Annotated in this window: 24 protein-coding genes; all 24 read left to right on the top strand. The window is 50.3% G+C overall.

Annotation, left to right across the window (positions count from 1 at the left end; translation table 11 throughout):
• The first annotated feature begins 17 nt into the window (after positions 1-17).
• Complete coding sequence (locus AC1DWB_RS07425) at positions 18-635, top strand: ComF family protein (protein WP_477540406.1); 618 nt, start codon at positions 18-20, stop codon at positions 633-635.
• A 32-nt stretch (positions 636-667) separates the two neighbouring features.
• Positions 668-1,120 (top strand): flagellar protein, encoded by a 453-nt coding sequence (locus AC1DWB_RS07430; RefSeq protein WP_477540407.1) that lies wholly within the window; start codon positions 668-670, stop codon positions 1,118-1,120.
• Between the two features lie 134 nt (positions 1,121-1,254).
• Complete coding sequence (flgM, locus tag AC1DWB_RS07435; RefSeq protein WP_477540408.1) at positions 1,255-1,524, top strand: flagellar biosynthesis anti-sigma factor FlgM; 270 nt, start codon at positions 1,255-1,257, stop codon at positions 1,522-1,524.
• Positions 1,525-1,559: 35 nt separating this feature from the next.
• Complete coding sequence (locus tag AC1DWB_RS07440) at positions 1,560-2,054, top strand: flagellar protein FlgN (protein WP_477540409.1); 495 nt, start codon at positions 1,560-1,562, stop codon at positions 2,052-2,054.
• Positions 2,055-2,117: 63 nt separating this feature from the next.
• Positions 2,118-3,704 (top strand): flagellar hook-associated protein FlgK, encoded by a 1,587-nt coding sequence (gene flgK, locus AC1DWB_RS07445; protein ID WP_477540410.1) that lies wholly within the window; start codon positions 2,118-2,120, stop codon positions 3,702-3,704.
• Positions 3,705-3,731: 27 nt separating this feature from the next.
• The gene (gene flgL / locus AC1DWB_RS07450) at positions 3,732-4,628 is read left to right on the top strand and encodes a flagellar hook-associated protein FlgL (protein ID WP_477540411.1); all 897 of its coding nucleotides are present in this window, start codon (positions 3,732-3,734) and stop codon (positions 4,626-4,628) included.
• 42 nt (positions 4,629-4,670) lie between these two features.
• The gene (locus AC1DWB_RS07455; RefSeq protein WP_477540412.1) at positions 4,671-5,243 is read left to right on the top strand and encodes a DUF6470 family protein; all 573 of its coding nucleotides are present in this window, start codon (positions 4,671-4,673) and stop codon (positions 5,241-5,243) included.
• A gap of 137 nt (positions 5,244-5,380) precedes the next feature.
• On the top strand, positions 5,381-5,878 hold the full coding sequence (gene fliW / locus AC1DWB_RS07460) for a flagellar assembly protein FliW (protein ID WP_477540413.1): 498 nt from the start codon (positions 5,381-5,383) through the stop codon (positions 5,876-5,878).
• The gene (gene csrA / locus AC1DWB_RS07465) at positions 5,859-6,116 is read left to right on the top strand and encodes a carbon storage regulator CsrA (RefSeq protein ID WP_477540414.1); all 258 of its coding nucleotides are present in this window, start codon (positions 5,859-5,861) and stop codon (positions 6,114-6,116) included. Before fliW ends, csrA begins: the two co-directional genes overlap by 20 nt.
• A 198-nt stretch (positions 6,117-6,314) precedes the next feature.
• A complete protein-coding gene (locus tag AC1DWB_RS07470; protein WP_477540415.1) occupies positions 6,315-8,288 on the top strand; it encodes a flagellin N-terminal helical domain-containing protein in 1,974 nt (657 codons plus the stop codon).
• A 132-nt stretch (positions 8,289-8,420) separates the two neighbouring features.
• Positions 8,421-8,780: a flagellar protein FlaG gene (locus AC1DWB_RS07475; RefSeq protein WP_477540416.1), complete on the top strand. Its 360-nt coding sequence runs from the start codon at positions 8,421-8,423 to the stop codon at positions 8,778-8,780.
• A 30-nt stretch (positions 8,781-8,810) separates the two neighbouring features.
• Positions 8,811-10,334 (top strand): flagellar filament capping protein FliD, encoded by a 1,524-nt coding sequence (gene fliD, locus AC1DWB_RS07480; RefSeq protein ID WP_477540417.1) that lies wholly within the window; start codon positions 8,811-8,813, stop codon positions 10,332-10,334.
• Between the two features lie 38 nt (positions 10,335-10,372).
• Positions 10,373-10,768, top strand: a complete 396-nt coding sequence (fliS, locus tag AC1DWB_RS07485; protein WP_477540418.1) for a flagellar export chaperone FliS — start codon at positions 10,373-10,375, stop codon at positions 10,766-10,768.
• Positions 10,761-11,111, top strand: coding sequence for a hypothetical protein (locus AC1DWB_RS07490; RefSeq protein ID WP_477540419.1), 351 nt, complete (start codon positions 10,761-10,763; stop codon positions 11,109-11,111). The genes fliS and AC1DWB_RS07490 overlap by 8 nt, the downstream gene beginning before the upstream one ends.
• A gap of 299 nt (positions 11,112-11,410) precedes the next feature.
• Positions 11,411-11,608: a cold shock domain-containing protein gene (locus AC1DWB_RS07495; protein WP_138881805.1), complete on the top strand. Its 198-nt coding sequence runs from the start codon at positions 11,411-11,413 to the stop codon at positions 11,606-11,608.
• Positions 11,609-11,789: 181 nt separating this feature from the next.
• Entirely contained in the window at positions 11,790-12,353 is a 564-nt protein-coding gene (hpf, locus tag AC1DWB_RS07500) for a ribosome hibernation-promoting factor, HPF/YfiA family (RefSeq protein ID WP_477540420.1), read from the top strand.
• Positions 12,354-12,583: 230 nt separating this feature from the next.
• Positions 12,584-15,091 (top strand): preprotein translocase subunit SecA, encoded by a 2,508-nt coding sequence (secA, locus tag AC1DWB_RS07505; protein WP_477540421.1) that lies wholly within the window; start codon positions 12,584-12,586, stop codon positions 15,089-15,091.
• Between the two features lie 158 nt (positions 15,092-15,249).
• A protein-coding gene (gene prfB, locus AC1DWB_RS07510) for a peptide chain release factor 2 (RefSeq protein ID WP_477540422.1) occupies positions 15,250-16,369 on the top strand; the annotation gives its coding sequence in 2 pieces (ribosomal slippage) (positions 15,250-15,321 and positions 15,323-16,369; 1,119 coding nt in all).
• 109 nt (positions 16,370-16,478) lie between these two features.
• A complete protein-coding gene (locus AC1DWB_RS07515; protein WP_477540423.1) occupies positions 16,479-17,369 on the top strand; it encodes a YitT family protein in 891 nt (296 codons plus the stop codon).
• Between the two features lie 75 nt (positions 17,370-17,444).
• Positions 17,445-18,494, top strand: coding sequence for an N-acetyl-gamma-glutamyl-phosphate reductase (gene argC, locus AC1DWB_RS07520; RefSeq protein ID WP_477540424.1), 1,050 nt, complete (start codon positions 17,445-17,447; stop codon positions 18,492-18,494).
• Positions 18,495-18,534: 40 nt separating this feature from the next.
• Positions 18,535-19,767, top strand: coding sequence for a bifunctional glutamate N-acetyltransferase/amino-acid acetyltransferase ArgJ (gene argJ, locus AC1DWB_RS07525; protein ID WP_477540425.1), 1,233 nt, complete (start codon positions 18,535-18,537; stop codon positions 19,765-19,767).
• Positions 19,768-19,797: 30 nt separating this feature from the next.
• Entirely contained in the window at positions 19,798-20,595 is a 798-nt protein-coding gene (gene argB / locus AC1DWB_RS07530; protein WP_477540426.1) for an acetylglutamate kinase, read from the top strand.
• Positions 20,596-20,600: 5 nt separating this feature from the next.
• A complete protein-coding gene (locus tag AC1DWB_RS07535; RefSeq protein WP_477540427.1) occupies positions 20,601-21,794 on the top strand; it encodes an acetylornithine transaminase in 1,194 nt (397 codons plus the stop codon).
• Between the two features lie 33 nt (positions 21,795-21,827).
• Complete coding sequence (gene argF, locus AC1DWB_RS07540) at positions 21,828-22,784, top strand: ornithine carbamoyltransferase (RefSeq protein WP_477540428.1); 957 nt, start codon at positions 21,828-21,830, stop codon at positions 22,782-22,784.
• The last annotated feature ends 5 nt before the right edge of the window (positions 22,785-22,789 follow it).

Consider the following 22,789-nt stretch of genomic DNA (forward strand, 5'->3'; position numbering starts at 1 on the left):
TCAAGTGCTCAGAGCAGTTGAATTGGATTGATCCGGTACGATGTGAGACGTGTGGGCGTGGGGAACGGTGTGAAGATTGCCGGAGAAGGACGATTACTTATTTTACAGCCAGTCGCAGTGCCGTACGGTATTCTGAGTCAGTAAAGCCCTGGTTAGCCCGATTCAAGTACCGCGGCGACGAGCGTCTGAAGCTTTTATTTACCGATATGCTGGACCGTGCCTTTCATCAGAACTTCCATCATCGCATGGGAGGAATAGGTGCCCAAATCGATATGATATCCTACGTGMCTGTAAGTCCGGAACGGCTTGAGGAGAGGGGGTTCAATCAAGCTCAATTGTTGGCGGAAGAGCTGGGCAGGCGTCTGGGCATTCCTGTAGAACCCCTTCTTTTGCGGACCAAGCATACGGGCAAACAAAGCTTTAAGCGTCGATCGGAGCGGGTGGAGGACATGGAACATGCTTTTATCATTCATCCAGACGCTGGAAAACGGATATTAACTAAATGGGGATTTCGACCGATAACTATATTAATTATAGATGATGTGTATACGACAGGCAGTACGCTGAATCAATGTGCTAAAGTCATCAGCATACAGTTACCAGCTAACGTATACGGTCTGACTTGGGCCAGGTAGATGGTGGCATCATCACGGGAGTCTTCCAATCGATGCGTCGAATAGAAGAAGGGGTGTTCGTTATGGCGATGAACTTGGACAATTGTCCCCAGTGCGGGAAAGTTTATGTCAAGAACAGTTACAATATTTGCCCGAGTTGTCTTCGGGTGATCGAAGATCAATATCAGCTATGTGTGCAGTATTTGCGGAAACACCGATCATGCAGCATGCATGAGTTAAGTGAGGAAACCGGAGTTAGCGTGAGAACGATTACTCGATTTATTCGAGAGGGGCGTATTACGAACAGGGAAGCGCCTAATGTTCAGACACCGTGCGAAGTGTGTGGGGGAGTCATCAAAGAGGGCACGATCTGTGATAGCTGCCGACTTAAGCTAAAAACGGACGTGAATCACTTGAAGGAAGATGTGCTGCGAAAAGCGGAAGCCGAGCGAATACGGAACCCTACGTTCCAGATTAAAGACCGGGATGACAAAAAACGACCTTAACCACCACCGATACGTTCTGAATAATTACCACTAAATACCCACAGCGAGGCTCTAAACAATAGAGCCGATCTTTCCGATAAACAATGTAACGATATGGGTTCCAATGAAATGGAGCTCGAACGGGGTGATACTGAATGAAGATTAATGGCATCCACTCAGTAGGTGGACCGAATCCTTATAACCGCAACCAGGAAACTCGTACCTCAGAAGGGAAGAGCTCCAGGGAGAAGCAGAAGGACGAAGTACGAATTTCTTCCGAAGCACAGGAATTGCTAGAGGCCCAAGGCGGCAATGACGCGGATCGTCTCCAGAAGCTACAAGAGCTTAAGCATTCCGTATCTACGGGGACTTACCATGTAGAGGCGCGGCATATTGCGGAGAAGCTGCTCCCTTATTTGAAATAATCCATTTGGCGCAAGGAAAAGGGTGACGGCTCTTTATGGAAACTGTATTGAAAACAATGGATCAGATGATCGATGTGCATCGGGTCTTGATTCAGCTTGGGAATGAGAAGAAGACAGTGTTGATTCATAACGAGGTGGATCGGCTGTCTCAGATTACCCAGAAGGAAAATAAGCTGATTAAGCTTGTCGAAGATCTGGAGACACTTAGGATTCAGGCAGTGGGCGCTTTCTTGCGTGGTAAAGGGTTGTTTCCGGCAGGAGCGGTCAGCATAGGCGATCTGGCGAAGATCGTCGTCCGGATAGAAGACAAGGAAGCACTGACTTCCCGCGGCCAATTGCTGCATGGCCTTGTCCGCGAACTTAAGTCTATCCATCACATCAATAAGCAGCTCATCGAACATTCCCTTGCCTACATTGACTATTCGCTTGATCTGTTCTCGGCTTACCCGGAACAGGAGGCTACTTATACACATCCGTTGCACGATCAGTCGCACGCGCATCGCAACCGGATGTTCGACCGCAAGGCTTAACCGCGAGGCTAGCCGTCTTAGAGAGGACGAAGCTGGCATCGCTAGATTGAAAGGGGTAGTCACATGGGTTCCACATTTGGCGGTATAGAAATATCCAAGCGCAGCTTGTTTTCGCACCAAGCCGCGTTGACAACTACAGGGCATAACATTGCCAATTCCGATACGCGTGGCTATTCTCGACAAGTCGTTAACCTGGTCGCGGCTCGCCCGATGGAAGCCGTAGCAATGGCGCGTACGACAGTTCCCGGGCAGTCCGGACAAGGGGTAGAGTTTACTTCCATTACCCGGATCCGCGAGCGCTTTCTTGACCAGCAGTATTACAATGAGAACAAATCGTTTGGGGAATGGTCCGTTCGCAACGATTCCTTGGAGAAGTTGGAGGCGATCATCAATGAGCCTACCGACACCGGGATTAGACAAGTAATCACCAACTTCTGGAATGGCTGGCAAGAACTGAGCAAGATTCCGGATAACCTAACCGCTCGTTCGATTGTCAAAGAAAGTGCGATCGCCATGACCGACGCCTTCAACCATACATCCAAGCAATTGGCTGATCTCAAATCCGACTTAACCGATAACATCAACGTTAAGGTGACGGAGATCAACTCAACGATTAGTCAAATTGCCGCGCTGAACAAAGAAATATACCGGATCGAAGGCCTGGGCAACGATGCCAACGATATCCGCGACCAACGGGATGTTCTGACGGACGATTTGTCCAAGGTTATCAACCTCACAGTCGTGGAGACGGCCAACGGGTATGATATTTCAATGGGCAATGTTGAACTGGTGAATGGCTTTAATGTAACCACTACAGTCACTTCGCAATTGATGGAGCAATCGTTTACTAGCAAGAATCTGAGCAGTGGTGATATTTTCGGGATGATTACGGCTAGGGATTTGTATGTGAAGAGCTACAGTGATCAGTTGGACTCGATGGCGAGAGCTATGGTTCAGGGTGATGTGAAGGTGACTTTGCCGGCGGGAGTCGTGCTCCCCGAAGGGACAGTCATTAATGGAACCACGTACACCGGAACAGTTGCAGCACGGACGCTTTCTGCTCCTGTAGAGACGACGGTCAAGGGCTTCAATGGGCTGCACAGCTTGGGCTATGCCCTTGGGGATGGCGCTCCTCAGAAGGGCGGCGTGTTCTTCCAGACCAAGGATGGCAGCACCACCATTACAGCAAGCAATCTAAGTGTGAACCCTGACATCGTGAACAACGTGCAGAATATCGCCGCTTCCATGCGAACTTATATCGATCCGATCACCAACACGGAGAAGCTGGTCGTCGGCAACAACGACCTCGCCTTGCTTGCTGCTGGTTTGAAGGATAAGAAATTCGACTTCGATCCGAATCAGACGGGAACCGCCGTGCTGAATGGCGGGACGCTGGATGAGTTTTTCCGGGCAGTCGTGGGGCAGCTTGGCGTGCAGTCGCAGGAGTCGCAGCGTCAAGCGACGAACCAGAAGATCATGGTCGAGCAGGTCGACTCGCGTCGCCAATCCGTCAGCGGAGTGTCGCTGGATGAAGAGATGTCGAACATGATTAAGTTCCAGCACGCTTATAACGCTGCTGCTAGAGCGCTCACGTCTCAAGATGAAGTGTTGGACAAAATTATTAACGGAATGGGCCGCGTCGGTCTATAATCTAACTTCAGACACGGAGGTACCCTTATGGCGTTTCGCGTGACACAAGGCATGATGAATACGCAGATGCTGCGTAATCTGAATAACAATATGACCCGTATGGATAACTTGCAGAACCAGCTGTCCACCGGGAGAAGGATCAACAAGCCGTCGGATGATCCCGTGGGCATCAGCTTCTCGATGCGGTATCGCTCGGAGCTGTCGTCCAATGAGCAATATCAGAGCAATGTCGACGCCGGGCTATCGTGGCTCTCGTTCTCAGATACGACGATGAACCAAGCTGGATCTGTTATGCAGAGAGCACGTGAACTTGCTGTAGCTGCATCCAATGGAACGAACCCTCAAGCGGCACTGGATACAATGAAGAAGGAAGTCGACCAGCTATACGAGCAGATAGTGGATATCGGGAATAGTCAATTTAACGGAAAATATGTTTTTAACGGTCAATTGACAGATGTAAAACCGTATACGCTAGCGAACGCCAAGATTGAATCTACCGACAATTCTCTGATTGAGTTCGAAGTTGGGGCCGCAGTAAGAATTCCAGTCAATGTGCTAGGCAGTAAGATATTCGGCAATCCGACCGATCCGGATAATGTATTCAAGGCGATTCAGGACTTCAGCACAGCACTTGCTGCAGGTGATTTTACTGCTATTAACGATTCCGTCGACATCCTTGATTCGAGAATGACGAAGATGCTGGACGTTCGTGCCGATATTGGGGCGAAGACGAATCGAATCGAGCTCGTAGAAGCGCGTCTCAAGGATATTTCATTGAACGTGGAATCGCTGCAATCCAAGACGGAAGACGCCGATATGTCGATCGTGATCACGAACTTGAAGACAGACGAGAACGTGTATCAGGCTTCGCTCGCAGCGGGGTCGAAGCTGATTCAACCGAGCTTGATGGATTTCTTGCGGTAACCTTATTGGCAGTAAACCATGCATGAGAAAGGAGGCCAGGCTATGCCTTCCATCCCTCAGATCCAGATCAAGACGACTCCAGCAAGGATGAGTATTGATGCTGATCTTGGACGATATGAGATGAAGCAACCTCGGCCCACCTTTGAGCTGGAGCAGCCGCAGGCCAAGATGGAGATTAGCTCGCCCCGCGGCGAGCTAGAGATCGATCAGGACAAGGCTTGGGATGCCTTGGGATTGACGAACATTCTGGAAGTGATGAACCGGATCTTCGATCAGACGAAGAATCTCGTGCTGGAGGCTATTGGACACATCGTCGATGAAGGCAATCAGATGGGCGATATCGCGAAGAATAAGCAACTGATGATACCAGAACTGGCCAAGGACGTCACCGTCAGCTTTCCCCAATTCCAATACACAGGAGAAGCTTCCTACGACAATGTGGACATTCACTACACGGCCAGGAAAGCGGAGATTAATGTCACGCCAAGCAGCATCCAGTTGACGACTCATCCGAATCGGCCGGAAGTGAATTACACGCGTGGCAAATTGGACATCTATATGCAGCATTATGGTCAGGTTGAGATTACGCCTCCGGCTCTTGACGCAAGGGTGTAATACGATACAATCAAGTTATGAGGCAGTCCCACATCGGCTCCGGCAGGAGCTTCTCACACTACACGGTGCCGTCCTCTAGGGACGGCTTTGTCTTTATATGTCTGTTCTAATTCGACTAGCGGGAGTGGTAACTTAGCATGTTTGTAAATACGGTGCGTTTTGGTGAATTAGATATTCAACCGGAGAAAGTGTTGACCTTTGACCAAGGCTTGCCTGGATTTGAACAGCTGCGTACATTTACTCTGATTACGCCTGATCCAGAGGTGCCATTCACGTACCTACAGTCACTTGATAATGGAGAGATTGCCTTTATTCTGACGGACCCTTTCCTGTTCTACTCGAATTACGAGTTCGAGCTCACAGATGAGGCGATTGCGCAGCTGAAAGTCGTAGTTCCACAGGACGTGGCCGTGTGGTCGATCGTAACCGTTACCGGAGACATATCCTCCTCCACGATTAACTTGCTGGCCCCTGTCGTAATTCATGAGAAGTCGAGGTTGGGCAGACAGATCATCTTGCATGGAAGCGGGTATTATACAAAGCATCCGTTGGTGCAGCAGGAGCAAGATCACCCACTACCGGCCCGTGAGACCGCAGTCGGAGAGGAGACACCCGATGCTCGTTCTAACACGTAAGAAGGGCGAATCTATCATGATCGGTGATCAGATCGAGGTTATTGTCCTGTCTACAGAGGGTGATACGGTCAAGCTGGGCATCCAGGCGCCGAAGCAAGTGCAAGTGTACCGCAAGGAAATCTACGCCTCCATCCAGCAATCCAATCGGGAAGCGACTCAATCGATACTATTACCTCAGAAAATTGGTGAAATTTTTCGAAAACAGTCGAAAAGCGGAGATAACGAGAGAAAAGAATGAGCCTGCACTCAGAAAAGGGCGTTTTCTGTTAGAAAATGGCCCTTTTCTGATGCTCTCCCCCCTATAATATTGGAGGGAAAAACACGATATATACATTAGTCACTGATTTGGTCATGGCGGCCGACCTGATGAATCAGTCTGACCGACTACTCTTTCCCACAAGGACGTGGGAAACCTAATTCAAGGAGGAAGAATCACATGAGAATTAATCACAACTTGGCAGCACTGAACACACACCGTCAACTGAGCACGAACACAGCTGGAGCCAGCAAATCCCTGGAGAAGCTGTCTTCTGGACTTCGCATCAACCGCGCAGGAGATGATGCAGCTGGTCTTGCAATCTCGGAGAAGATGAGAGCACAGATCCGCGGCTTGGATCAAGCTCAACGTAATGCACAAGATGGTATCTCCATGATTCAAACAGCTGAAGGCGCCTTGACTGAATCGCATTCCATTCTCCAACGTATGCGTGAACTTGCTGGCCAATCTGCAAACGATACTAACGTAGGTATTGACCGTTCCGAGATTCAGAAGGAAATTAACCAATTGTCCTCTGAATTGAATCGAATCGGTAACACGACCGAGTTCAATACCCAGAAGCTGTTGAATGGCAGCGGGGAAGAAGTAACCTCCAAGTTAGCAACGCTTAACCGTGGTGGAGCAGTTGGCGTAACTGGTGCTTTCGCTACTGTTACTGCAGGTGTAAAGGAAGTACAAGGCATATATGCGGTAACAGTTGGCGCAACTCCTTTTCTAGCAGGCGCTACCGTATTGATTGGTGATCAGACCTTTACTGCAGTTGCCGGTCCAGCAGATGCTTCATTAGGTCAATTCAGCATTGACACTGATGCAAATGCACAAGCGGCAAGTTTGGGAGCAGCGATTAATGCTAATGCTACATTGAATGGCAGATTTGCAAACGTGGCTGTAGCTACAAATGTCATCACTTTAACCGAGAGAGCCGGACAAGCAACGGGAGTTGCTCTGAATGCTTCCACGGTGGGCGGTACAGGGACTATTGCGGCTGCTGCTGGAGCTCCAGCAAGCGTTAAGGAAGTTCAAGGCAAGGTTACTTTTAATGTAGATAAAGCATTCGAAGTGGCTGGACAAACATTGACTATTGGCGGGACCGCCCTGACGTCAGTTGCATCCAACGCCGCTGCAGGCCAATTCAATATTGACTCTGATCGTGAAAAGCAAGCTCTGTCGATCGCTAAAGCGATTAATTCCGACACTAGCGCTGGTCTAGGTGGAAGATTCGAAGCAACGGTTAAAGGAACTACGATTACTTTAACCGAGCGTGTCGGTAAAGCAACTGGTGTAGCTGTAGTTGCTCCTGCGGTCGCCGGTGTAGGTGCTGCAAGCGCTGGATCCTACACTTCGCAATTCGATACATTGGTAGCTGCAGGCGGTAAATTCACGATCGACGGCGTAGACATTAAGGTAACTTCCGATCCTGCTGACAAGGGCTTGGCTGATGGTACATCTGTACTAGCAGGCAGCACATTGAAGCAACAAGCAGATAACCTGGCAGGTGCCATTAATGCTAACGGATTGCTTGCAGCCAAATATACAGCCACTACAACCGGAGAGAAGCTTACGTTGACTCAGAAGGCAGGCAAAGAATCATTGGTTGCTCCTGAAGTGTCCGCAGACAGAAGCTCCAAGGACGTGTTCGAGGCAGCCTTCCAGATTGGCGCTAACTCCGGCCAATCCATGACGATCGTTATTGAAGATATGCGTGCGGAAGCATTGAAAGTGACCGGCACCAAAGCAGGAGATACCGTTACAGCCCAAAATGGACAAACGGCTTCCTATGTACAGACTGCTGTAGTATCGAATGGCTCCACGAATACAAACGTAGAGTATGCATTGGATGTATCGAGCCATCAGAAAGCATCTGCAGCTGTTAGTGTTGTGAACGATGCGATTGAGAAAATCTCGACACAGCGTTCCCAATTGGGTGCATTCCAAAACCGTTTGGAGCACACAATCAATAACTTGGGCGCTTCTTCCGAGAACCTGACAAGCGCTGAATCCCGTATCCGTGATGTGGATATGGCGAAAGAAATGATGGAGTTCACGAAGAACAACATTCTTTCCCAAGCTGCACAAGCTATGTTGGCGCAAGCGAACCAACAGCCTCAAGGCGTGCTTCAACTGCTTCGTTAATCTCCGTACATCTAGAGAGGCCCTGGTATTCCAGGGTCTCTTTTTACGTTCCAACAAAAAGTGGAATTCTCCTAATATTCCGATCTTCAACAACCGATATATACTATATAAAAATTTTTTTGGAGGGTTTATATGGATAGCAAACCTATCGGTATTGGCGCTACTCCCCCTTCCCTCTCGACAGGAACTGAGCAACCTACACCAACGATCATTCATACTACACAGGATCTGAAGAGAGCCGAGGCTCAGGGAGAGAATATCCCCGTAAGTGAAGAACAATTGATCAAAGCGATTAATAGGGCGATTAAAGCTACAGAGGGCACTGCCACGGAATTAAACTTCTCTGTACACAAGGTAACTAAGCAGATTATGGTGAAAATTATGGAGAAGGGCACAGGCCGAGTGATTCGGGAGATTCCTCCCGAGAAAATGCAGGATTTTGTCGCCAAGCTATGGGAGATGGCCGGAATTATGGTGGACGAGCGAAGATAATACAACTTATTTGATGAAGGAGGTTCAGACATGCCTATGCGCATAGCAGGTCTATCAGGTTTTGATGTAGATAGTACCGTTAAGCAAATGATGAAAGCCCAGGCGATTCCACTAGACAAGCTGGATCAGAAGAAACAGACATTCGAATGGCAGCGGGATGCTTATCGGGATGTCAACTTGAAGGTGACCGAATTCCGCAACAATAAGCTGTTCAACTTCAAACTGGAGAGCACTTTCAATAAGAAGGACATCTCCGTTACAGGTAATGCAGAGGCCGTCTCAGCTAAGGCAACCGCAGCGGCTATTAACGGAAGCATTTTGGTCAAGGTAGATACCTTAGCTACCCCTGCTGCTAATTACAGCGAGAATGCCATTACCCTGGATGGGTTCGACCCCACTAAGGCACTAAGCACCCAGAGTGCTAAGCTTGCTTATGGGACGACGATTCCTGCCGAATACAAGTTCAGCATTAATGGCGGCGAGGTCATCACGATCGATCCTACGAAGGAATCGTTGAATGATATTATTACCAAGATTAATGCCAACACCAATGTATCGGCTTTCTATGATGACGTGAACAAAAAGATCTCGTTCGTCTCCAAAGAGACGGGGCTTGTGAACGGCAATGCTAAGAATGGTGGATATATTACCTTTGAAGATAAGTCAGGATACTTCCTGAGTACAGTAGCTCAAATTAACGAGTCGGGCGCTAATAAGACAGCCGCTGCCAATGCCTCCATATCGATTAACGGCCTGCTTACTACCCGTACTAGCAATACGTTCCATGTGAACGGGATTGAGATTACGGCGACGAAGGGTGGCGGCGGAGCGGCTATGATTGAGCCGCGGACGAAGACCGATGAGATCATGGAATCGATCAAGACGTTCGTCTCAGATTATAATGATGTATTGAAGTCGCTGCAGGACAAGGTTGACGAGTCTAGAGACAGGAATTACACTCCGCTAACTCGAGAGCAACGGGATTCCATGGAAGCGGAACAGATCAACAAATGGGAGTCGAAGGCCAAATCCGGCATTATTCGCAGCGATGGACTTGTCAACAATATCATCAATACGTTGCGCAGCACCATAACCGGTCAAGTTGATACAGGAGATCCCAAAATCCGCTCGTTGTCTGATATAGGCATTAATACCGGTAAATATTACGAGAACGGGAAGCTGTACGTTGAAGATGAGGATAAGCTGCGGGCTGCCATCGACCGCAATCCGGAAGCGGTGAAGGCGCTTTTCACTCAGAATGAGAAGCCGGGTGCGGATTCGTCGGTCGTCGGTATTGGTGAACGATTGTACGCCTCGCTGAAGAACAATCTGGACGTCTTGACGTCGAAGGCCGGGCTAGCTAATGTTCCGTATGACACCAGTACGTTGACCAAGTATATCACCCAAGTCAACAAAGACATCGGGATCAAGGAGAAAAAGCTCAAGGAAGTGGAAAACGCATATTACACGAAGTTCGCGGCAATGGAGGCGGCGATGAACAAGTTTAATTCTCAGTCGTCCTATTTAACTAGCCAGTTCAGCGGTGGAAGCTAGCAATAAAAAGGATCACCACACATACGGGAGGGGCCTATGTGATTCAAGCACAACCTAATAAATACCTAGAGAATTCCATACAGACAGCATCTCCAGCACAATTACTCGTTATGCTATGCGACGGCGCCATTCGGTTTGGCAAGAAGAGCATCGTAGATATCCAGAATCAAGACTACGCCTCGGCGAATACGAATATTGGCAAAGTCCAGAATATCGTCAGTGAATTCATCATTACGCTCGATCAGAGCTCTCCATTAGCGGAGAACCTGATGAGGTTGTATGAGTACTTCAGCTACTTGCTGATCCAAGCGAATATGAAGAAAGATGTCGCTCCGATTCAAGAGGTGTTGGGGTACTTGTCCGAACTGAAAGAGACTTGGGTACAAGCGGCCAAGCTTTCCAACAGCCAGCGGCCAGGGACGCCTAATGGATAAGTGGCTCAAGGAGCTAGAACAGCTCACTGAGGGAGCTGCTGTACGTATCCAGGACATGACACATGAAGAACTGCTGCAGTTTGTCGAAGACCGCGGCAGGTTGATCGAGCAATGGAAACACTCCTACTCCGGGGCAGACCTGGAACAGGCTGCAGGGAATCCGGATTTGAAGCGCCGAGTATTCAAGCTGTTAGAACAGGACGGTGCCATTCGGGTACGTATGCAATTATTGTTGGACGAGTATGGGGGTTCCTTCAATAAAGTGCAAAAGGCTAAGATGCAAAAATCCGCATATGATGTCGAGTACACGCCGGACAGTTTGTTTTTTGACAAAAAGAAATAGGACCAACATAACCTTCTCCGGGTAACCGGTAGGAGGTTTTTTGTTGGCGGAATTGTGCATATGTGGGTGAAGGGCCTGTGGATAATGTGGATAACTCTGTGAATAAGTAATGAAAACAAGCTTTCATAATGTGAATGATTTGTAAATAGCCAAATTTTCTCACAATTTTCGAGGCGTCAGGCAACTGGAATCATTTAGGACAAGAAGTCGTGGTTTTGCATTGACAGCGTTCCGCGTCTGGTGATATATTCGAAATGTGGAATGACCACAGTTATTTGAAGACGAAGGGAATGTTCTGCATGCAAGGTAAAGTGAAATGGTTCAACGCAGAGAAGGGTTACGGGTTTATCGAGCGTGAAGACGGAGGAGACGTATTCGTTCATTTCTCTGCCATCCAATCCGATGGGTTCAAGACTTTGGAAGAAGGTCAAGCGGTTGAATTCGACATCGTAGAAGGCGCACGCGGACCGCAAGCAGCTAACGTCGTTAAGATCTAATCATCCGGCGTGTACCGCTGTATATAGATGGTTAATGAAAACGGTAGCTTACACACCTCGGATTTTCCGGGGTGTTTTATTTTTTGTCAAAACTATCAGAAAATTTTGAATAATTATTAAATTCTTTTGAAGATGGAATGTAAATATGATATAATAGAAGCATGAAGGGAGCTGTTGAACAATGAATTTCCATATTCGTGGTCAAAACATTCTTCTTACTGACGCGCTCAAGGATTATGCAACGAAGAAAATCGCCAGGCTCGAGCGGTATTTTGAAGCCCCTCCTACCACTGACGTACATGTGACGTTAAGTGTATCCAGGACCTTGCAAACGATTGAAGTTACGATTCCGCTACCAGGTGTTCTGCTCCGTGCAGAGGTACGCAACGAGGACATGTATGCCTCGATTGACCTGGTAACCGAGAAGCTGGAGAGACAGATCCGCAAGCACAAGACGAAGGCTAACCGCAAGTTCCGCCAAGAGGGAGGCATCAGATCTCTATTCCGCGAAAGTTATGAAGGGTCGGCTGCTACGGCGGTTCGTCAATTGGAAGAAGAGGATGAGCTTGAGCTGGTGCGCACGAAACGATTCAATCTGAAACCTATGGACATTGAAGAAGCCATTCTGCAGATGAACATGGTTGGACATAATTTCTTTGTATTCGCGAATTCGGAGTCGGAGAAGGTCAATGTTGTCTACAAGCGTAACGACGGCAAGTATGGCTTGATTGAACCGAACGCTTAATTTCACAATCTGAACCGCTCACAATTACACATAATCTGGGAAGCCTGATTCCGAAACGGATCGGGCTTTCTTTGCGTATAACAAGGAATATGGCATGGGGTTTAATTTGGATTGTTGCCACGCCCCTTGCAAACTGATACAATTTATGCAAACCATTTTTCAGGGCGTTTCATTAATAGGGACGAGCATTCAAGTGAAAGATATACACTGTAACGAAAGGGGTCTGACCTATGTTAGGACTCGTCAAAAAAATATTCGGCGACTCGAATGAGCGCGAAGTAAAGCGTCTCATGAAAGTAGCGGACTACATCAATGAACTGGAACCAAATTACAAAGCGTTGTCGGACGAACAGCTTGCGGAGAAGACGGTTGAATTCCGTTCGCGGCTAGAGCAAGGCGAGGAGCTCGATGATCTACTGCCAGAAGCGTTCGCAACGGTTCGTGAAGCCTCTTGGAGAGCACTAGGCAAGCGTCACTTTGATGTGCAAATGGTTGGCGGTATGGTTCTTCACGAAGGTCAGATCGCAGAGATGAAAACCGGGGAAGGGAAGACGCTGGTTGGTACGTTGCCCGTCTACCTGAATGCCCTGCTCGGTAAAGGCGTTCATGTCGTAACCGTGAATGATTACTTGGCACAACGAGACAGTGCGGAGATGGGGAAAATCTACTCCTTCCTGGGCATGACTGTTGGTGTGAACTTGAATAATCTGACGCATGAGCAGAAACAAGCGGCTTACGCATGCGATATTACGTACGGAACGAACAATGAGTTCGGATTCGATTATTTGCGTGACAATATGGTGTTGTATAAAGAACAGATGGTACAGCGCCCTCTGTATTTTGCCGTTATTGACGAAGTGGACTCCATTCTTGTGGATGAAGCACGTACCCCTCTCATTATTTCCGGGCAAGCGGCCAAGTCGACGGATCTGTATTACGATGCGGATCGTTTCGTTAGCCGATTGAAGGATGAAGACGACTATACCGTCGATATCAAAGTCCGTTCCGTCAACCTGACGGAAGCGGGTGTGGCGAAGGCGGAAAAGGCATTCGGGATTGAGAACTTGTTCGATCATCAGAACATTACGATCAACCATCATATTACACAGGCACTCAAGGCCCTCGCTATTATGAAGCGCGATGTCGATTATGTTGTCCAGGATGAAGAGGTCATCATCGTCGATGAGTTCACCGGTCGTCTCATGGTCGGCCGCCGTTACAGCGATGGACTGCACCAAGCGATCGAAGCGAAGGAGCAGATGAAGGTTCAGAATGAGAGCATGACGCTTGCAACCATAACGCTGCAGAACTACTTCCGGATGTACCGCAAGCTGGCCGGGATGACCGGTACGGCGAAGACAGAGGAAGAAGAATTCAAGAAGATTTATGGTCTGGAAGTTGTGACCGTGCCAACGAACCGGACGATGGTCCGTAATGACATGCCGGATATCGTGTACAAGAGCGAGAATGGTAAGTTCAAGGCGGTTGTGGAAGTGATCGTCGAGCGCCACAAGAAGAACCAACCCGTTCTAGTAGGTACGGTGTCGATTGAGAATTCAGAGAAGCTGTCTGAGCTGCTGAAGCGCAAGGGCATCCAGCATAAGGTTCTGAATGCGAAGTACCATGCCGAGGAAGCGGAGATCGTCTCCCGCGCAGGGCAACCTGGTTCAGTAACGATCGCTACGAATATGGCGGGCCGTGGTACTGACATTGTTCTGGGTGAGGGTGTCGCTGATGTTGGTGGACTGCATATCATAGGTACAGAGCGACATGAGAGCCGTCGTATCGATAATCAGTTGCGCGGACGTTCCGGTCGTCAGGGTGACCCGGGTTCCACTCAATTCTACTTGTCTATGCAAGATGAGCTCATGCGTCGATTCGGTGCAGAGAACATTATGGGCATGATGGACCGGATCGGCTTCGAGGAAGACCAACCGATCGAGAGCAAGCTGATCACCCGTGCGATTGAGTCCGCTCAGAAGCGGGTAGAAGGCAACAACTTCGACATGCGGAAGGTCGTCCTTCAGTATGACGATGTGATGAATCAACAGCGTGAGATCATTTATAAGCAGCGTAGAGAAGTGCTCTCCTCAGATAATATCAAAGAGATCGCTCTGGGGATGATCATGCCCGTCGTGGAGCGTATCGTGAATGCGCATTGTCCGGAGGACCAGGTACCGGAAGAATGGGAACTGGACGCCATTGCAGAATATGCGAATAGCACATTCCTGCAAGAGGATCAACTGACCAAGGAACAGCTATGGGGCAAGGAGAAGGAAGAGATGGTGGAATATATCCAGAATCTCATCCGGGAAATGTATGACCAACGCGAAGAAGAGATCACGCCAGAGATGATGCGGGAGTTCGAGAAGGTCGTCGTGCTCCGTGCGGTCGACAGCAAGTGGATGGATCACATCGACGCGATGGAACAGCTTCGTCAAGGGATTCACTTGCGTGCCTACGGCGGTACGGATCCGTTGCGGGAATATCAGTTCGAAGGCTTCGCCATGTTCCAAGAAATGATCGAGAACATTCAAGAAGAAGTAGCCAAATACGTGATGAAGGCGCATGTCGAATCCAACTTGGAACGTCAAGTTGTAGCAGAAGGTCAAGCTATGAATCATAAGCTGGCAGCGGAGGGCAATCGTCCAGCTGTGCGCGATGACAACAAAGTAGGACGCAATGACCCATGCCCATGCGGCAGCGGTAAGAAATACAAGCAGTGCCACGGCAAGTAAACAGACGCAAGTGAGTCTTGCGTTAGATTAGACAGCAATGGATGACAGCGGGCCTCCTCCATAGCAGAGCGTGTCAGCTCTGCTTCCAGGGGGCTTCGTGCGTGCAAGGATACTTATAGCGGATGGTGGCAAACTACCAATAAGGCGGCGAATGAAACATGTTAGATCCAGAGATCAAACAAGATTTACGTGAAGTGGCGAAACGCATCCAAGACCTTAGGGGGTCTCTTTGACTTAGATCTGAAGCTGGAACAAGTCGCTAACTTCGAAGAGAAGATGGGAGCACCGGACTTCTGGGACGATCCGGAGAAGGCGCAGCAGACGATCGGTGAGATGAATGCAGTCAAATCTGTCGTTGATGAATTTCAGGAGATGGCTGGGGAATACGACGATATTTCGGTTATGTTGGAGCTGGCTGAAGAAGAGGCTGACGAGGATATGGCTGCAGAGTTGGCAAGCTCGGTCCGAGTGCTGTACAGCAAGCTGGAAGCGTTCCAGCTGAAGCTGCTGCTTAGTCAGCCGTATGACAAGTTGAATGCAATCCTCGAGCTGCACCCGGGAGCGGGCGGGACAGAGTCGCAAGATTGGGCGGACATGCTGCTGCGGATGTACAAGCGCTATGCCGAGAAGTCGGGCTTCAAGGTCGAAGTTCTCGACTATTTGCCTGGGGATGAAGCGGGCGTGAAGAGCGTGACGCTTCTGATCAAAGGCTTCAATGCCTACGGATACCTGAAGGCGGAGAAAGGCGTGCATCGTCTTGTGCGGATATCGCCATTCGATGCTTCAGGGCGTAGACACACCTCGTTCGTCTCGTGCGATGTCGTGCCGGAGATCGAGGATGATGTGGAAGTCGAGATTCGCACGGAGGATCTAAAGGTCGATACGTACCGGGCAAGTGGCGCAGGCGGTCAGCATATCAATACGACAGACTCAGCCGTACGGATCACGCATATGCCTACAGGTATCGTCGTGACTTGTCAGACGGAACGTTCGCAGATCAAGAACCGTGAACGGGCGATGAAGCACTTACGATCCAAACTCTATGAGAAGAAGATCGAAGAACAATTGAAGCATATTGCAGAAATTCGTGGAGAACAGTCGGATATAGCCTGGGGCAGCCAAATTCGTTCCTACGTGTTCCATCCGTACAGCATGGTGAAGGACCATCGTACGTTGGCTGAGACCGGGAACGTTCAGGCCGTTATGGATGGAGAAATCAATCCTTTCATCGATGCATTCTTGCGGCTGCAAATAAACAATACCGACAGTTCTTCCTAACTCATAAAATGAGTTCATAATTAGCGGAACAAAGGATTATCCTACATACAAGCGTGTAGGGTAATCTGTTTTTTCTTGAAGAGCATGTAGGGTAAGGGGGTGACGATGGGTGAAGGAGAAAAAAGATCGTCGCAAGAAGCCACTGATTCAATTAGGAAGTCCGCTTCATCAGGTGTATGAATACGCACTCCTGTTGGCGGGCTGTTTCCTGATCGCGCTGAGCTTCAATCTATTCCTCAATCCGAATCAAATCGCTTCAGGCGGCGTGTCAGGCATCTCAACGATTGTGCAGCAATTACTCGGGTTCGAACCCGCTATCGTGCAATGGTTGTTGAATATCCCGTTGTTCATTCTGGGGTTGCTGCTCTTGGGCGGCCAGTTCGGCTTGAAGACAGCGGTGGGATCGGTTGTGCTGCCCCTCTTCGTCCTGCTGACACGCGACTGGGGACCGCTCACGGAGAATGTATTGCTTGCTACGATATATGGCGGGATCGGTGTAGGTGCTGGACTAGGTATTGTGTTCCGTGGACGTGCCTCCACAGGGGGACTGGATACGGCAGCACAGCTGCTTCACAAATTCACAGGGCTTCGCTACGGGCTTGGGATTGCCTTACTTGACGGGATCGTCATCTTGTCGGCAGGACTGATCTTCAGTCCAGAGAAAGCGCTGCTTGCATTAGTAGGGTTATATGTAACAACCAAGACGATTGATGTGGTGCAGTTAGGGTTCCGGTCTTCGAAAGTGGCGTTCGTCATCACCCGGGAAACGACGGCGATCCGCCAAGCCATTTTGTATGATTTGGACCGGGGATTGACGGAGCTCTCGGCGCATGGAGGCTTCACTGGCGAAGCTCGGCCTGTACTAATGGTCGTAGTCAGCCAGACGGAGGTAACGAGGTTGAAGGCGCTAGTCAAGTCCATTGATCCGTTGGCATTTATTATATTAGCAGATGCTACGGAAGTGCTGGGCGAAGGGTTTAAGCAGCAAATTTCGTATTGAATTATTATTCTATCGGTCGTATAATAATACATATCATTTTGAGCAACGTGTATGGGCATGTGAGGAGGCTGGGGAATGAGTGGCAAAGTGAAAGTAGCAATTGTTGGATCAACGGGTTACGGGGGCGTCGAACTTATTCGACTATTATTAGCTCATCCCAATGTGGAGATCGGTTCTGTTATTTCGTCATCCAGTGCAGGAGCGTCGATTGCAGAGGGCTATCCTCACTTGGGGGAAATCGTAACCGATAAGCTGGACGGCATGGATATTGAGGAGATGAAGCGCAAAGCGGACGTGGTGTTTCTCGCGGCTCCGCACGGTGTAAGCACCGAATTGTCTCCGAAGCTGTTGGATGCCGGCTTGAAGGTGATTGACGTTTCGGGTGACTACCGATTGAAGTCAGGCGAAGTATACGAGAAATGGTATAAGCATAAGCCAGCCGATCCGGCGTACTTGGCCAAAGCGGTATACGGTCTTGCCGATGTATTCAGCGAAGATAGCTTGGGAGCGGACCTGATTGCGAATCCGGGCTGCTTCCCGACCGCGACAACGTTGGCATTAGTGCCACTGGTGCAAGCGGGCTGGATTGATAACAAATCTATTATCGTGGACGCCAAAACAGGTGTGTCCGGGGCAGGACGCGGTCTTGGCCTAGTCTACCACTATTCAGAAATTAACGAGAACTTATTAGCTTATAAAGTGAACCGCCATCAGCACACGCCTGAGATCGAGCAAGTGTTGAGCCGTGTGGCTGGAGAAGAGGTAATCATCTCGTTCACGACGCATCTTGTACCGATGACGAGAGGGATTTTGGCTACTTGCTACGCTACCTTGAACGAGAAACGTACGGAAGAGGAAGTGTTGGAGCTATTCCGTCATACGTATGAGGGGCGCAAGTTTGTTCGTATTCGGGGAAAAGGCAAATGGCCGGCTACGAAAGAGGTGCTAGGTTCCAATTATTGTGATATTGGCGTATCGGTGGATGAGCGGACGAACCGTGTTACCGTCATATCGGTTATTGACAACCTTGTGAAAGGCGCTGCTGGCCAAGCGGTGCAAAACTTGAATTTGATGATGGGTTGGGACGAAGCGACCGGATTGCTGTTTTCGCCGGTCTATCCATAAGAGCAAGCTTGAGATTATAAGGGACAGGTGATGGGGAGAGATGTCGCAGCAAGGGCAATTTGTAGTAGTGGAGAATGGTTCAGTTACGACGCCTAAGGGATTCCGGGCAGGCGGACTGCACTGTGGATTGAAGAAGACGAAACGCAATGACCTGGGGGTTATCGTATGTGACGTGCCAGCGGAAGCAGCGGCCGTGTATACGCTGAACGCCTTCCAGGCGGCTCCGCTCAAAGTGACGAAGGAGAGCGTAGCCGTAGAGGGTAGGCTGCAAGTCATGCTCGTCAACAGCGGCAATGCCAACGCCTGCACGGGCCAGCAAGGCGAAGACGACGCGCGGACGATGCGTGCGGAAGCGGCTAGAGCATTCGGCGTGACGGAGCATTATGTTGGCGTCACCTCGACCGGTGTAATCGGAGAGCTGCTGAAGATGGACCGGGTGAACCCGGGCATAGTGGAGCTACCGAATGTCGTATCGGCTGACGAGAACGGGGGCGAATTGTTCTCGCAGGCGATCCTCACCACCGATTTGGTCAAAAAGGTGATTTGCGTACAGCTGCAGGTGAATGGGAAGACGGTTCACATTGCAGGTGCGGCCAAGGGCTCGGGCATGATCCATCCGAACATGGCGACGATGCTCGGCTTTATGACAACGGATGCCGTCATTTCGTCGGCGAATTTGCAAAAGCTGCTGAATTGGTCCACGGACATGACGTTCAACATGATCACAGTCGATGGCGATACGAGCACGAACGATATGGTGGTGACGATGGCGAGCGGGCTTGCTGGCAATGAGCCATTGGATCAAGGCCATGCGGATTGGGCGGCATTCGCCGCGGCGTTCCAATATGTCGGCGAATACTTGGCGAAGGCGATTGCCCGTGACGGCGAAGGCGCCACGAAGCTGATCGAGGTGACCGTGGCGAACGCGGCCTCCGAGGAAGCGGCAAGAGCGATTGCCAAGACGGTCATCGGTTCGAGTCTGGTGAAGTCAGCTTGCTTCGGAGCAGACGCCAACTGGGGACGTATTATCGCCGCAGTAGGACGTGCCGGGCAGCCTGTGAATACGGAAACCGTAGATATCCGGTTAGGCGACATTCCGGTGCTGGAGCAGTCCCGCCCGATTCCGTTCGATGACGCCAAAGCAACGGAATATCTCAAAGGCGAGTTCGTGCTCATTCATGTGGACCTGAACATGGGCGATGCATCGGCTACGGCTTGGGGATGCGACTTGACATATGACTATGTGAGAATCAACGCCGCTTATCGGACTTAAGAAGTTGTGGTAAAGGGGAATGAACGTAGGATGAGCAAGAAATGTTTTGTGATGAAATGCGGGGGGAGTACGCTCGCAGCACTGCCGGATTCGTTCTTCAACGACCTTCGTACGCTGCAAGCAGATGGGATGATTCCCGTCATCGTACACGGCGGTGGACCGGCAATATCCGACATGCTGGGCAAGCTCGGCATCGAGACGGAGTTCGTGGGAGGACTCCGCAAGACGAATGAAGATGTGCTGGATGTAGTCGAGATGGTGCTAGCCGGTCAGATCAACAAGGAGATTGTTCGCCGCATTCAACTGTCGGGCGGCCAAGCGCTCGGGCTGTCGGGTGAAGACGGCCATCTCATTCATGCCGAGCCAGTCGCCAATGCCAGTGAGATCGGTTTCGTAGGCGACGTCACGCATGTGAATGGAGCCCTAGTGCAGGGCGTAGTCGACTTGGGCTACATGCCAGTGATCGCGCCAATCGGGCTGGATAGCAACGGCCAACGATACAACATCAACGCGGATACGGCAGCAGGAGCCGTTGCCTCACATATCGGTGTGGAGCGCATGATCGTCGTGACCGATGTACCAGGCATCATGAAGGAGATTGACGGAGTGAAGCGGGTGCTGCCAGTGGTTACCGTGGCGGAGACCGAGGCAATGATCGCGAGCGGTGTCATCTACGGCGGCATGATTCCGAAGGTCAGAGCGGCTACGCAGTGCATCCAGGGTGATGTGCAGGAAGTCGTCATTGTGAACGGCAGCGAACCAGGCATACTCAGTAAAGTATTGAACGGCGATCCTATCGGGACGCGAATTACACGGGGAATGGAGTGAGAGGTATGAGCGAGCAGCAAAGCGCGTTGTTTCCGACGTATGCTAGATTTCCTATCACCATGGTAAAGGGCGAGGGCAGCAAGCTATGGGACGATCAAGGGAACGAATATATCGACTTCGCAAGCGGGATTGCCGTAACCAACTTGGGCCACGCACCTAAGCGGGTTAAGGATAAGCTGGTGGAGCAATTGGACCAGCTCTGGCACGTGAGCAACCTGTTCCACATTCCGAATCAGGAGAAGCTGGCGCAGCTCTTGACCGCTAATAGCTTCGCCGATGCCGTGTTCTTCTGCAACAGTGGAGCGGAGGCGAATGAAGCCGCGATTAAGATTGCTCGTCGGTACAATGCCAAGATTCTCGGGAATCAACGCTATGAAGTGATCTCGTTCCATACTTCGTTCCATGGTCGAACGTTGGCTACATTAACCGCGACCGGTCAGGATAAAGTAAAGGAAGGGTTTCACCCACTACCGGAAGGATTCGTTCATGCTCCCTATAATGACGTAGACGCCTTGAAATCGTTCGTGAACGAGAATACTTGTGCTATTATGTTGGAGTTCGTGCAGGGCGAGGGTGGAGTCATCCCGGCATCTCAGGCGTTCATCGATGAAGTGGTGCGACTATGTGAGGAACACGATCTGCTGCTGATTGCAGACGAGATCCAGACTGGAATGGGCCGTACAGGCAAGATGTTCGCATACGAGCACTATGGGATCGAGCCTGATATTATGACGCTGGCCAAGGGGCTTGGCAGCGGGTTCCCGATCGGTGCTATGCTGGGCAAAGCGAAGCTGCGTGATGCATTCTCCGCAGGCAGCCACGGTACGACCTTCGGCGGGACGCCAATCGCGACTGCGGCTGGAATTGCGACCATCGAGACGATGCTTGAAGAGAAGTTGGCGGATCGTGCTGCTCAGAAGGGCTCCTATATTCAATCGCAACTGAAGGAGAAGCTCGCTGACAACCCGTTGGTCATAACGATTCGAGGACTCGGGCTGCTTATCGGGATCGAGTGCACCGTTCCTGTGGCTGATCTAGTGACGGCCATGCATAAACAAGGATTGATCGTCATTAGTGCTGGACCGAATGTAATCCGATTACTGCCGAACTTCTTCGTAAGTGTGGAAGAGGCGGATCGCGGCATGGCGATCATCAGCAGTGTGTTGACGGAGAAAGCTGCTGTAACGGAAGGGTCATGACACGCCGAATAATGGATGAAGGATGTGAGTAACATGGCAGAAGCTACTATGGAAGAGATGATTTCCAGCCTGAAAGGCAGAGACTTTCTAGCGCTGGATGACTATACGCCGGAAGAGTTGCGATACTTGATCGATCTGGCGATTGATTTGAAGAAGAAGCAAAAGGCAGGCGAACCATTCCAGCCGCTTAAAGGCAAGACACTTGGCATGATATTCGAGAAGTCTTCCACCCGTACCCGGGTTTCGTTCGAAGTCGGGATGTACCAGCTTGGTGGGCACGCATTGTTCCTAAGCAAAAACGACCTGCAGCTAGGGCGCGGTGAGCCGGTATGGGATACAGCGCAAGTGATGTCCCGTTACTTGGACGGTATTATGATCCGTACATTCGCTCACCGGAACATTATCGAGCTGGCGCGCGGCGCGACAATTCCGGTCATTAACGGCCTGACTGACCTGGAGCATCCTTGCCAGGTGATGGCCGATTATCAGACGGTATTGGAGCACAAAGGGCACCTGAAAGGGCTCAAAATCGCCTATATCGGCGACGGAAATAATATGGTACACTCCTTAATGATGGGCGCGGCCAAGCTGGGCATGCACATTGCAGTAGCGTCGCCGGAAGGCTATATGCCGGACGCTGGCGTACATCGCGCTTCCAAGGAGAACGCAGCGTTGACCGGAGGATCGGTGCACGTATGCCAGGATCCGAAGGAAGCGATCGCCGATGCGGACGTTGTCTATACGGACGTATGGGCCAGCATGGGCTTCGAGGAAGAGCAGGAGAAGCGCGTTAAGGCATTCCGCAACTTCCAGGTCAATGAAGAGCTCGTGAAGTACGCGAAGAAAGATTATTTGTTCCTGCACTGCTTGCCTGCACATCGTGGTGAAGAAGTGAGCGAGGGCGTCATTGACGGCCAGCACTCGATCATCTTCGACCAGGCTGAGAATCGGTTGCATGCGCAAAAAGCCATTATGGCTGCTCTTATGTAAGTTTT

This window comes from Paenibacillus sp. P4_E11 (genome assembly GCF_056401635.1).